The organism is Pseudomonadota bacterium, from assembly GCA_037200975.1.
Lineage (GTDB): Bacteria > Pseudomonadota > Gammaproteobacteria > Steroidobacterales > Steroidobacteraceae > CADEED01.
This window is the reverse complement of sequence record JBBCGI010000001.1, coordinates 3604177-3616804: the sequence shown is the minus strand read 5'-3', so window position 1 is coordinate 3616804 and position 12628 is coordinate 3604177. Positions and strand designations below refer to the sequence as shown.

The window sequence follows — 12628 nt, the reverse complement described above, 5'->3', positions numbered from 1 at the left end:
AATACGCAGGATCGCTTCGGGCATGCGACGCAGATTGATAGGATCTGGCGCACCGAAACCACGCGCGGCACGGTGATTCACCCGCGCGGCACGCGCAGGCGATTCGAGGCCTTCACCTCCTCCATCACGAAGTACGTATGCGTCTGGTGCACGCCGCGCACGCTGGCGATATCGCCGCTCAGGATCTTGCGGTACTCGTGCATGTCGCGGACACGGATCTTCAGGATGTAATCGAAGCCGCCCGCCACCATGTGGCACTCCTGCACCGCGTCGAGCGCTTCCATGGCGGATTTGAAACGCTCGAAGACTTCGGGCGTCGTCCGGTCGAGCCCCACCTGCACGTAGGCGAGCAGATGTTGTCCCAGCTGCAGCGGTGACAGCAGCGCGTGATAACCCAGGATGTAGCCGTCGGCTTCGAGGCGCCGCACGCGCTCTAGGCACGGCGTGACGCTCAGCTGCAGCTCGCGCGCGAGTTTCGCGACCGGCACACGGCCGTCCTCCTGCAGCCGCGCGAGCAGCCGTCGATCCGTCCGGTCGAGCACGCGTGCCGCCGCCTTTTCCGTCGATTTCACGTTCGTCTCCGATGTTTTCAGGCGATTCGACGCCCGCTGACTCTTCACAGTGCCGCGTCATGAACCCAGGATTCGACGCCCTCATGCGGCCTCCCGCCCCACGCAACGAACGCGTGCGGGAATATCTGCCGGGCTCCGCCGAGCGCGCATCGCTCGCGCGCGAGCTGTCGCGCCGTTCAAGCGAGCGCATCGATTTGCCGCTGGTCATCGACGGGCGCGAGGTACGCACCGGGCGCACGCTCCCATCTACCCTGCCGCACGACCATGCGCGCGTCGTCGCAGACGCGCACCTCGCGGCGGAGCCCGAGATCGCGGCCGCCATCGCGGCGGCGAAGCGCGCGGCGCCCGCGTGGGGCGCGTGTCACTGGAGCGAGCGCGCCGCGGTGTTCCTGAAAGCCGCCGAGTTGCTCGCGGGACCGTGGCGCGACGCGCTCAATGCCGCAACGATGCTGGGCCAGTCGAAGACCCTGCACCAGGCCGAAATCGATGCGGCGGCCGAGCTCATCGATTTCTGGCGCTTCAATGTGGAATTCCTGCACCGGATGTATTCGGAGCAGCCACTTTCGGCGGATGGCACGTGGAACCGGCTCGACTACCGGCCGCTCGAGGGCTTCGTGTTCGCGATCACGCCGTTCAACTTCACGGCCATCGCGGGCAACCTGCCGACGGCGCCCGCGTTGATGGGCAACACCGTCGTGTGGAAGCCGGCCGCGACGGCGATGTACTCGGCGCACTTCGTCATGGCGCTGCTGCGCGCCGCCGGTCTGCCGGAGGGCGTGATCAATCTCGTGTACGGCGATCCTGCCGGGATCACCGCGCGGGTGCTGGCCGACCGCGATCTCGCGGGTGTTCACTTCACCGGTTCGACTGGCGTGTTCAACGGCATCCTGAAGGAAGTCGCGGCACACCCGACACGTTATCGCGCCTATCCACGCGTGGTCGGCGAGACCGGTGGCAAGAACTTTCTCGTCGCCCATGCGAGCGCCGACGATGCCGCCGTGGTCACCGCGATCATCCGCGGCGCATTCGAGTACCAGGGGCAGAAGTGCTCCGCGGCATCGCGCCTCTACCTGCCGCGCTCGCGCTGGCTGCGGCTGCGGGAGGCGCTGTGCGATGAAATGGCGACCATCCGCGTCGGTGATGTGGCCGACTTCGGCAACTTCATGGGGGCGGTCATCGATGCAAAAGCCTGGACTCGCCACGATGCAGCCATCGCCGAAGCGCGGCATACGGGTGGCCTGGAGATCGTCGCCGGCGGACGCACCGATCGCACGCGCGGATACTTCGTCGATCCGACGCTCGTGCTCACCGGCGATCCGGGCACGCGCCTGATGCGCGAGGAGTTGTTCGGCCCCATCGCGATGGTCTACGTGTACGACGATGCGCGTTATGACGAAGTTCTCCATGAAATCGACACCCACAGTGACTACGGCCTGACGGGCGCGGTGTTCGCGCGCGAGCGCGCGGCCGTCGCGCTGGCGTTGACGACGCTGCGCAACGCCGCCGGCAATTTCTACATCAACGACAAACCCACCGGCGCGGTCGTCGGGCAACAGCCCTTTGGCGGCGCGCGCGCCTCCGGCACGAACGACAAGGCCGGATCGATGTGGAACCTCATGCGCTGGGTATCCCCGCGCGTCGTCAAGGAAACCTTCGTGTCGCCAACTAACTATCGTTATCCCTTCCTTGCATCGGGCCTGTGACCCGCGGCGAACGCCGCCAGGGCCCGCTTCGCTTCGGCGCTCGTGAACGCCAGCTGTCCGAGCTCGGCTTCGCGGCGAAACGCGTCCTGCAATGGCAGATCGCGCAGTTCCCGGACCGATTGTTTGATGACCTTGAGCGCGGTGGGACTCATCCGCGCGAGGCGCTCCGCCAATTGCGCGACGGTCTCCGAGAGGCGCTCGGGTGCAACCACGCGGTTGAGGACGCCGACTCGCAGCAGGTGTTCGCTGCCGAAGCGTTCGCCCGTCATCAGGATTTCCATCGCCGCAGCGAAACCGATCTGTCGCACGAGCCGCACCAGCGTGCCGCCCGCAGGCACGATGCCGAGAGTGACCTCGGGCAGGCAGAACTCGGCCGTGCTCGCGGCGATGCGCAGGTCGGTCGCGAGCATGATCTCGAAGCCGCCACCCATGCACAGCCCGTTGACCGCGCAGATGACGGGCTTGTCGATGTTCACGCTCTTGAGATGCGCGGCGTCCCACGCGGAGATGTCGATGTCGTTACGCGCCAGGGCCGGGATGGATTCCTTGAGGTCGGCGCCCACACAAAACGCGCGCTCGCCCGCACCGGTGAGAACGACCACCCGCACGTCATCGTCTGCGGCTGCAGCTGCGAATACTCGACCCAGTTCGTCGTACATCGCCAACGTCAAGGCATTGAGCTTCGCCGGCCGGTCGATGCAGATGCGGGCAATGCCGTCCTGGCGGTCATAAATGATGGACATCGGTCAGATCACCTTGCTCTCGCACAGCGAGTCGAATGCATTCCGGTCCAGGCCGAGCCAGTCCATGAAAACGGCCTCGTTGTGCTGACCTAACAAGGGCACCTGCGGCTCGCCGGCGGCGGGCACTCCGGACAAATGAACGGCCGATCCGAAGACTTTGACCTTGGCGGCTCCGTACGCCACGTCGACCAGCATGTCGCGCGACACCATGTGCGGGTCTTCGGCGGCCTCCGCGATGTTCTTAATCGGGCTCAACGGAAAACGGTCGGACGCGATGGCCTCGAGCTCCTGCTTGGTCTTGCCGGCAAACCAGCCGCGAACGATCGGCTCGACACGGCGCGCGTAGACGTCGAGGTCGAAACGCTTCGCCATGGTGTCGATCTCGGGATCCGCCGCGAACTCCGGCGTGCCGAAGGCAGCGCACGCCTCCTGCCAGAACTTGTCCGTGTACGCGCCGAAGAACACGTGGCCGTCCTTGCACGCGTACCGTCCGTAAGGCCGCACGAACGGATGGTCGTTGCCGAGCGGCTCGGCAATCTTCCGATGCGCCGTGAAGTTGACGACCGCGTTCTCGGTCAGCGTGAACACCGCGTCCTGCTGCGAGATGTCCACGAGCCGGCCCACGCCGCTGCTCTCGGCCTCGCGCAGTGCCGCGACGGTGCCTAGCGCCGCGTACAACGATGCGGCCAGATCGCCAATGATCGTTCCGACGCGCTGCGGTTCGCCGGGCGCGCCGTTCATCGACCACAGTCCGCCGCTCGCCTGCGCGGAGTTGTCGTAGGCGGGGCGTGAGGAGTTCGGGCCGCTTTGCCCGAAGCCGCTGATGCCGGTGTAGATGAGCCGTGGATTCACCTTGCTCAGCGCATCGAACCCCAGACCCAGCTTGCTCATCGTGCCGGGCCGAAAGTTTTCGACGACGACGTGCGCCTGCCTGACCATGTCCAGGAACAGCTCGCGTCCGCGCGGAGTTTTCAGATCCAGGGTCACACCGAGTTTGTGCCGGTTGTATTGGGCGAAAAATCCGCTGAATCGTTCCTCGCCCTGCTCCACCATCGGCGGAAATGTGCGTACGTAGTCGGGGTCGCGCGGATTCTCGATCTTGATGACGGTGGCCCCGAGGTCGGCCAGCATCATCGTGCAATACGGGCCGGCGACCACGCGCGTCAGATCGAGCACCAGTACGCCGCGCAGCGGCCCCGTCACGGGAGCGGTTGGAGCTTCGCTCGCCGCGCTACGCCGGGTTTCGGCGTTCACGGCGGGAATCTCACTTGCGCGCCCGCGCCAGTAGTTCGACGGCCAGGTCCATCCGGACGTCGCGCTTCTCGACCATGCTTTTGACGATTGAATCCACCTCGGTGCCGACCGCGCCCGCCGCCACGACGATGTTGCGGGCATGCAGCGCCATGTGCCCGCGCTGGATTCCTTCGGTGGCCAGCGCCCGCATCGCGCCCATGTTCTGCGCGAGCCCGACGGCCACGATGATCTCGGCCAGCTCCTGCGCCGTCTTCACCTGCAGGATCCGCAACGCCACGCGCGCCAGCGGATGGGTTTTGGTCGCGCCGCCCACCAGCCCGACCGGCATCGGCATCTCGATGGTGCCGACCAGGTCACCGTTGCCGGCTCGCTCCCAGGTAGTTAGTGACGTGTAGCGGCCCCCGCGCGCCGCGTAGGCATGCGCGCCCGCCTCGACCGCCCGCCAGTCGTTGCCGGTGGCAACGACCACCGGATCGATGCCGTTCATGATCCCCTTGTTGTGCGTGGCGGCGCGATAGGGATCCACGAGGGCGAACGTGTAGGCATCGAGCATTCCGTCGATCACGCGTTCACCGGAAAATTCTGACGTGGCGAGAACCGCGGGCGATGCGCGCACACTCGCCCTGGCGAGCCTGAGGTCGGCAAGGTTGGACAGGATGCGCAGGCGAACCGAACCTCCCGTGAGGCTCTCGATCCTCGTGGCGACGGCTTCCGCCATCGTGTTCACGGTGTTCGCACCCATCGCGTCACGCACGTCCACGATCAGGTGCGTGACGACCATCGGACCGCGCGGCGTCGCAGGAAAGACATGGACTTCGATGTCCCTGCAGCCACCACCGAGACCGATGAGGACTTTGTCTCGGCTGTTTGCCAGCTCGATCAACTCGGCCCGCGCGCGCAGGATCGCCTGCCGCGCGCCGTACGGATCCGTCACGCCGACCAGCTGAATCTGCGATCGCATCAACGGCAGCGAGCTCGACGTGAAGAATCCCCCGGACTCGCGCGCAAGTTTCGCCATGAAGGACGCCGCGGCGACAATCGACGGTTCCTCCACCACCATCGGCACGACGACATCCTTGCCATTGATGCGGAAGTTGCTGGCCACCGCCAGCGGCAGTTCGAAGGTACCGATGACGTTCTCGATCATCCCATCCGCGGCGGCGCCCGGCAGCGCGCCGGGACTCGCGAGTAGTTCGACGTCGGCGGCCGACACGAAGCCAGACTCCGCGAGCGCATGCAGGCGCTGTGCAGGGCTCAGCGAGCGGAAATTTGGCAGCCGGGAATCGTTCATGATGTTTCCGGCCTCAAGCAACTTGCACGCGCGCGACCCGGTCCTGCAGCAGCACCGAGCGCAGGAAGGCGACCCCATCGTCGATCGCCTCATTGGCGATCCGCGAGACGGCAACCGCCTCGATGAAACTGTGCGGCGCTCCCGGGTACACCTTCGCCTTGATCTGCACGCCTGCTTCGAGCAAACGACCCGCCATCAGCAGATTCTGTTCCGCCAGGATGTCGCACTCGGCGATCACCAGGAACACGGGCGGCAATCCCTGCAGCGGCGCGAGCGCGGTCACGGCGTACGGATCGCGCCGGTCGCCGACGGCGCCGATGTAGTTGTCCCAGAAAGTGTCGACTTCCGTGGCGGTCAGCATGTCCTGCTCGGTACCGTATCGTTGCCGTGACACGGGCGAGCAGTCCGGCGTTGAACCTCCGTACATGCTCAAGACGGCCTTCACCAGATTTGCGTGACCCGAATCGCGCAGCCGCAGCGCGGCACCCATCGAAAGATTGGCACCCGCGGAGTCGCCGCCGAGGGCGATTCGATTGCCGTCGAGCCCGAGCGTACCGCCCGTCTCGTACAGCCAATGCAGCACGGCGACGACTTGATTCAGCGCGGCCGGATACCGCGCTTCGGGCGAGAGCGCGTAGTCGACGCCGATCACGGCCATGCCGCTGCGATGCGCGAATTCGCGCATGACGCGATCGTGTGTGTCGAGGCTGAACATCGACCAGCCACCGCCATGCAGGAAAACAAAAACCGGTTTGGCTTGACCCGGAGCCGGATCGTGGATGCGCAGAGCGACGGGACCGGCCGTGGTTTCGGCGACCACATTGCGAGTCTCGGCGATCACCGGGCCGCCGCGTGTCCAGGGCGCACGCGTCTGCTCGCAGATTTCGCGACGCTGCGGCCATGTGAGCGTCCGGCCCGCGGTGAGTTCGCGCCCCTTGGCGATCACGTCATCGATGAATAGTTTGATTTCCCGATCGAGCGGTCGCGGCGGCGGCTGACTCGCGGGCATCGCGGTAGCCGGGCGGGATTCGCCGAAGGCGCGCATCCAGTCAGCCAGCGGCTTCTCGCCCGCGATATCCAGCGCCCGCAGGATGTCTGCGAACTCGCTGTCACGTTCGTCCTGGCCCAGCTTGAAACAACTGCGCGTCGCCAGGATGCGCGCCTCGAAGCCGACGATGCCTGTCGCCAGTTGCTCGTAGCGCGCTCCCAATTCTTCGCTACGCCACGCACCGGGGCGATTCTCTTCCATTTGCGTGACCAATCCGGCGAGCAGCCGATCGGCAGCGCCGCGCTCGTCGTGGAACTCGATTTCGACATCGAAGACCACGGACGCGTAATTCCAGGTCGGCGCGCGCGTGCGGTCGCGAAACCACGATGGGGAAATGTAGCCGTGCGGGCCGATCAGCAGGACCGTGGCCCGGGCGCCCGCGGCGAGCGCGCGCACCTGCGGATTCCTGCGGGCGAAATGGCCTAACAACTTCCGGGGTGCGCCGTCGTCATCACATTCCAGCTGCACCGGCAGCGGCGTCGCATGCTGCGAGCCCGGCGCGCCGGAAACGACCCATGCCAGCGGCTGCTGCTTCACCAGCGCACGAATGTCGTCGGAGTTGCGGGGTTCGAATCGTTCGCTCATGAAGGATCGCGCGGTGAAAGCCGTGGTTGCATTTGGCGCGAGCGAATATGGATACCGCGTTGGCCGACGTCCAGCCGGGGTCAACGGCCTCGCGCGGGCACACGGGCATTGATGCGCAAGGAGTTTCCGCCGGAGCCACGCAACAATCGGCGCGGCCGACGGGTAAAAAGAAGCAGATCCTTTACCCGCGAGTCCGCGAGATTGATAGGATCGTTCCATGATCGGCCCGCAAGACAAGAAGGCCACGACGACGAGTTTCGAAGAGGTCGATCAGATCGACCTCAAGATCATGGAGGTGCTGCAGCAGGATGCGCGCATCACCAATCAGGCGCTCGCGGATCGGGTGGCGCTGTCACCCAGCGCCTGCCTGCGGCGCGTGCGGGATCTCGAGACGCGCGGTCTCATCAGCGCGTACCGCGCGCAGATCCAGGTGGACCGAATCAGCAGCGTCATGGCCGTGATCGCGCAGATCTCCTTCTCACAACATTCGATCAAGAACCTGCAGGAGTTCGACGACTGCATCGAGGCGATTCCCGAGATCGTCGAGTCCTTCCGGGTGAGCGGCAACATCGACTACATGCTGCGGGTGGTCGTGCCGGACATCCACGCCTGGAAAAGAATCATGACCGTGCTGGTGAACGGCGGGTTCGGCGTGGAAAAAATCACCTCGCACTTCCTGCTGGACCAGATCAAGACGTTCAAGGGATACAAGCTGCTGCGCAAATCCGGCCAGAGCAGCTGACGAGGTGATGCGTGGCCCGACCTCCCGGTCGGCGCGCGCATTCCTATCAAACTGCGCGCCACACCCGCGCGCTTCTGCGTTTTTTCGGCCGCAGCGCACGCTGGTTCTTGCGCCGCTCGAACGGAATTTCCTTGATTCTCAAGGCTTGTGTGCGCTCGTGACTTCCGACGCGGCGTGTGGACTGCGCTCCTCCATTTGCCCAGATTGCGGCCACCAGAACACCCGATGCCGGGTGCTCATTGACGCCGCGTCCTGACTGCCTTCGGAGGAACCATGAAATCTGTACTCGTCTGCATCGTGCTGGCGCTCGGCTCGACCAGCGCCATCGCCGCACCGCCGGCCGATGACGGCAAACCCTGGCCCGAAGCCTGGTTCGAAATTTTCAAGCTCGCGCCCGGCAAACACGAGGCGTTCATGCGCCTGGTCGCGCGAGGCGACGAGGTGCTCGCGGCCGGTGGCCAGCCGCCGGTGCAGCTGTTCGTACACCAGGATGGCGCCGACTGGGACATCCTCGTGTTCAAGCCCGAGCAGAAGGTGAAACCCACCGCGGCACAACAGGCTGCGATGGATGCGAAGAGCCGCGAGCTCGAAGTCGAAACGGGTCCGGCGTATTTCATCCAGATCCGTTCGATGATCGCCGAACACACCGACACGGTGACTCAGGGACCCATCAGCGCCGGACAATGGCTGGCGCGACTCGACGCCTGGCGCGCCGCGCATCCGGATGTCGCAAAGGCGGCGAAGACGGGAGCAACGGGACCGGCGACGACGAAGACGTCACCGTAGCCATCCGCAAACCGGATCGATATCCTCCCGCCTCGGCCGCCAAGGGCAACCATGCAACAGATTTCACATCCTGCGGCACGCGCCGCGATCGGACTTTTCCTCGGGCTAACATGCTGCTCGCAGGCATGGTCCCAGACCGCCGACGTGTCGTCGCAGATTGCCGAGCTGCGCGCCGAGCAGGCGCAGATCGCCGAATTGCAGCGACGCAACGAGGAGAAGCTGCAGCGGTTGGAAGCGTTGCTGGCGGCGCAGGCCCCTTCGATTGCGGCCAAGGCGCCAAACGCTCCGCTAGTAACCGCGGCGCCTTCCGCCGCCGACACCCAACCTCGGCTGGCAGTGGGCGGCGACCTTCGCCTGCGTACGCAAGGTGACTATGCCAACAGCGCGAGGGATCGTGAAAGCGGACAGCTGCGTGCACGCCTGGGCGCGACGTTCGCGCTGAACGATACGGTCTCGCTCGGAGCGCGACTCGTCACCGGCGATGCCGACGATCCCAACAGCACCGATGTGCAGTTGTCGAACTTCGACGACGACCTGCAGGTCAGCTTCGACCTCGCGTACGCGCAATTGAATTTCGGCGACCTCAAGATCTACGGCGGAAAGATTCCGCAACCGTTCGCGCGGAGCGATCTGGTGTGGGACGGCGATGTGAATCCACAGGGCGCGAGCGCCACCTATCGTCACGCCTTCGCGAATGGCAGTGCGTTCCGCACCAACGGGCTGCTGTTCATCGTGGATGAACGCGCAGCGGCGTCGGACAGCACGATGGTCGGCGCGCAGGTCGGATACGACACCGCGGTCTTCGGACATTGGAAATTCGACGCCTCGGCGGCGTACTACGACTATCGGCTCGGAAGTATTGCCGGGGGCGACAGCGGAGACTTCCGCTCGAACCTGCTGGACGCCAACGGCAACTATCTATCCGATTTCAACCTGGCGGATTTGTTGGTCGGCGCCACATGGGCGGGTGCCGGGCCGCGCTGGCCGTTGAGGATCCTGGGCGACTACGTCCGCAACACCGGCGCGCGCACCGACGAGGACAGCGGCTTCGGAGTCGACCTCACCGTCGGTCGCGCCAGCCAGCCGCGCGACTGGCGCGTGACGTATGGATATTCGGTGGCGGAGACCGATTCGGTGCTCGCGGCCTTCTCCAACGACAACATCGCACTCGGCACGAACTACCGGCTGCAGGCGCTGACCTTCGACTTCGTTCCGAGCCCGAAGACATTGCTGAGCGCCATCTGGTACCACTACCAGCCGTATCACGTCGCGAGCACCGCCGACGATTCGTGGATCGATCGCTTGCGCCTCATGTTCCTGATGAATTTCTGAGCGAACGTTGCAACCGGGTCAGCTCCTTTTCCCGATCAATACTTCTTCGAGCAGCGCGGCGATGGCAACCGGATTGGCCACATAGACCGCATGGCTGCCGGCGATTTCGCGAATCGTCGCGTGTGCGCGCCCGGCCATGCCACGTTGCGCGGCGGGCGGAATGACCCTGTCGTCCTGCGGAATCAGGTACCAGCTCGGCTTGGTCTTCCACGCCGGACTGCTGATCTTGCCCTCGAGTGCCTGCACGCTCCATGGAACCTGCGAGTCCGCCATGAAACGCGCGACGTCCGGTGCCACGTCCGCCGCGAACACCGCCGGGAACTTCGTCTTGTCGAGAAGCAGATAGCCGTCGATCGGTGGAAGGATCGGCAGAGCCGGCGCACCGGGCGGCGCATTGGCGTTCAACGCCGAAACCGATTCGCCCTGATCGGGCGCAAACGCGGCGACATAAACGAGTGCCGAAACCTTGGGATCGTTGCCCGCCTCGGTGATGACCACTCCACCATACGAATGGCCCACGAGGATGACATCGCCTTCGGCAGCGGCGATGGCTCTTCGCGTGACGGCGACGTCATCCGCCAGCGAAGTCGTCGGGTTCTGGACGACGATCACCTGATAACCATCGTTGCGCAGGATGCGATGTACGCCGGCCCATCCGGATCCATCGACGAACGCGCCGTGGACCAGAACCACGGTCGTCCGCTTGTCTCCAGGGCCGGCGGTGACGACTGCAGATCCGGCACCCATTGCCAGCGCGGCCAGCGAAGTCATGGTCGTATTCACGATCTGTCTCCAGTGAGGTTGCCCAGGATTTCCATGCGCACGACCTTCACTCCACCGTCGGCGAGCTCGGGCAGCTTGGCGAACCAGGCCTGTACATGAGGAGTCGCGTTGTGCGCTTCGAAATCCGCCTGGCTGGCGAAAATTTCGTAGAACACGAAGTGTCCCGGCGCCTCGCGATCTTCGTGCAGGAAATACAGCAGGTTGTTAGGCTCGGCGCGGACCTTCGCAACCAGCGAGAGCGTGGCATCACGCAGCTCCCGCTCCTTGCCTGGCTTGGCGCGAACTTCGGCGACCACCGCATACGCGCCGCCCGGGATTTCGGCATAACGAATACCAGTACCCGCCTTCGTCGCGGCTGGCGCAGCAAGGACAGCGGCCGCCATCATCGCGACCGGCACCGACAGGACCACAGATAGAAGACGCATTGCATACCTCCGGTTTTCATCTCTGACTCAAGCGTCCTGCAGCCAGTTGCCATGAAAGCCCGGCGGCACGACGTGCGGAATACGGATGCTGGCCTGCGGCGCGCCTTCGAAATTGCGTGCATCGAGAATGACGAGATCCGTGGTTCGTTCCTTCGCATCGATGACGAAGCCGAACAGCCAGCCCTCGTCCTCTTCAGCACCCGCATGCGCAGGTACGAACATGAATTCGCAGGGATGCCGATGCGAGCCGAAGTCGTGGAACTGCCGCGTGCGTTTTTCCAGGTCGTGCTTGAACAGGCCTGAGCCCAGGAACCAGCCGGTCATCGCCATCGTGTATGCGTAGCGATAGGGCTGACCCAGACGCCGTTCATCGGGACGCGGAAACTCCTGCGGAGTGGGATCTATGACCGTGCGTTCGACTTTCTGCGTCGCCGGATCGAGGACCCAGCGTTCGAAGCCGGCGCGTTGCGAGTCCGGTCCCGCCTTGATCCTGGAGAACATCCGGTCGTGAACGATGACATCCAGGACGACGGTGCCATCAGCCGCGTCGTAGCTGTTGACGGCATGGAACACGTAACACGGATCGATCGGGCACCAGATGATGTCGCGTGCCTCGCCTTCGCGCGGCAACAGCCCGACCCGCGCGGCATGCGATGCCTTCCAGCGATACGGAAACGGGTAACGCGTGATCGCCGACAGCAGAGAGAACGTGACCGGCAGATCGAGAATGATCGCGAAGCGCTGCGTGAAGGCGCAGTCGTGGATCATCGGACCGTGTTTGATCGGGATGTCGACCTCGCGCCGGACCTTGCCGTCGGGTTTCACTACCACGTAACGGATCGAACGGCGGCGGCTCACGTCATAACAGACGCCATGCATCTCGCCGGTCAGAGGATCGACGTGCGGGTGCGCGGCAAAGCTGCCGTCGAGCGTGCCGCCGAAATCCGAGTAACGCAGCGTTTCGAGCGTTTCACCGATCTCGACCGGCGTGCTGCCGGCTTCGACCAGCCCGAGCGTCTTCCCCGCAAACTGCACGACATTGGTATTGACCGTGTCGAACGCATGACGAGGGCCATCGACGCGTGGTTCACTCAGCGCGTTGCTCACCTTCTCCGAGCGGATCCAGCGATTGCGATACCAGAGCGCCCGGCCGTTTTCGATGCGGATTCCATGGATCATTCCGTCGCCCGAGAACCAGTGGTACTTCGCCGGATTCGGCGTCATCGGATTCGGGCCCATGCGCAAGTACCGGCCGTCGAGCGCGGCAGGTATGGTGCCAGTGACGGGCAGATCCTCCAGCGTCAGCTCCTGACGCATCGGCGCGTGAACGCCGGCTAGATAGGGATTTGCGGAGTCGAGCATCG

Annotated in this window: 12 protein-coding genes; 4 read left to right on the top strand and 8 right to left on the bottom strand. The window is 64.8% G+C overall.

Annotated elements, in window-relative coordinates:
* Positions 1 to 77: 77 nt before the first annotated feature.
* On the bottom strand, positions 78 to 572 hold the full coding sequence (locus WDO72_16325; protein ID MEJ0087239.1) for an Lrp/AsnC ligand binding domain-containing protein: 495 nt from the start codon (positions 570 to 572) through the stop codon (positions 78 to 80).
* Between the two features lie 83 nt (positions 573 to 655).
* Here WDO72_16325 and pruA point away from each other — a divergent pair, with 83 nt between their 5' ends.
* Positions 656 to 2275, top strand: a complete 1620-nt coding sequence (pruA, locus tag WDO72_16320; protein MEJ0087238.1) for an L-glutamate gamma-semialdehyde dehydrogenase — start codon at positions 656 to 658, stop codon at positions 2273 to 2275.
* Here pruA and WDO72_16315 read toward each other — a convergent pair.
* Genes WDO72_16315 through WDO72_16300 form a run of 4 tightly spaced genes read right to left on the bottom strand, consistent with a single transcriptional unit; the run spans position 2248 to position 7196 of the window.
* Entirely contained in the window at positions 2248 to 3018 is a 771-nt protein-coding gene (locus tag WDO72_16315) for an enoyl-CoA hydratase/isomerase family protein (GenBank protein MEJ0087237.1), read from the bottom strand. The two genes, pruA and WDO72_16315, sit on opposite strands and share 28 nt — an antisense overlap.
* A 3-nt stretch (positions 3019 to 3021) precedes the next feature.
* A complete protein-coding gene (locus WDO72_16310) occupies positions 3022 to 4272 on the bottom strand; it encodes a CoA transferase (protein MEJ0087236.1) in 1251 nt (416 codons plus the stop codon).
* A gap of 10 nt (positions 4273 to 4282) precedes the next feature.
* Positions 4283 to 5566 carry a hydroxymethylglutaryl-CoA reductase, degradative gene (locus tag WDO72_16305; GenBank protein ID MEJ0087235.1) on the bottom strand — a complete coding sequence of 428 codons (1284 nt, stop codon included), beginning with the start codon at positions 5564 to 5566 and terminating at the stop codon, positions 4283 to 4285.
* Between the two features lie 10 nt (positions 5567 to 5576).
* Positions 5577 to 7196 (bottom strand): alpha/beta hydrolase fold domain-containing protein, encoded by a 1620-nt coding sequence (locus WDO72_16300; protein ID MEJ0087234.1) that lies wholly within the window; start codon positions 7194 to 7196, stop codon positions 5577 to 5579.
* A 217-nt stretch (positions 7197 to 7413) separates the two neighbouring features.
* Between WDO72_16300 and WDO72_16295 the strand changes: the two genes are divergently transcribed.
* The 3 genes from WDO72_16295 to WDO72_16285 all read left to right on the top strand — a co-directional run bounded on the left by WDO72_16295 (position 7414) and on the right by WDO72_16285 (position 10056).
* Positions 7414 to 7938, top strand: a complete 525-nt coding sequence (locus WDO72_16295; protein MEJ0087233.1) for an Lrp/AsnC family transcriptional regulator — start codon at positions 7414 to 7416, stop codon at positions 7936 to 7938.
* A gap of 273 nt (positions 7939 to 8211) precedes the next feature.
* A complete protein-coding gene (locus WDO72_16290; protein MEJ0087232.1) occupies positions 8212 to 8724 on the top strand; it encodes a hypothetical protein in 513 nt (170 codons plus the stop codon).
* A 51-nt stretch (positions 8725 to 8775) separates the two neighbouring features.
* Positions 8776 to 10056, top strand: coding sequence for a putative porin (locus WDO72_16285; GenBank protein ID MEJ0087231.1), 1281 nt, complete (start codon positions 8776 to 8778; stop codon positions 10054 to 10056).
* Between the two features lie 18 nt (positions 10057 to 10074).
* Here the strand turns inward: WDO72_16285 and WDO72_16280 are convergent, their stop codons facing one another.
* The 3 genes from WDO72_16280 to WDO72_16270 are packed head-to-tail and all read right to left on the bottom strand — an operon-like array spanning position 10075 to position 12626.
* Entirely contained in the window at positions 10075 to 10803 is a 729-nt protein-coding gene (locus WDO72_16280) for an alpha/beta hydrolase (GenBank protein MEJ0087230.1), read from the bottom strand.
* 32 nt (positions 10804 to 10835) lie between these two features.
* On the bottom strand, positions 10836 to 11264 hold the full coding sequence (locus WDO72_16275) for a putative quinol monooxygenase (protein MEJ0087229.1): 429 nt from the start codon (positions 11262 to 11264) through the stop codon (positions 10836 to 10838).
* 27 nt (positions 11265 to 11291) lie between these two features.
* Positions 11292 to 12626 carry a carotenoid oxygenase family protein gene (locus WDO72_16270; protein MEJ0087228.1) on the bottom strand — a complete coding sequence of 445 codons (1335 nt, stop codon included), beginning with the start codon at positions 12624 to 12626 and terminating at the stop codon, positions 11292 to 11294.
* Positions 12627 to 12628: the final 2 nt, after the last annotated feature.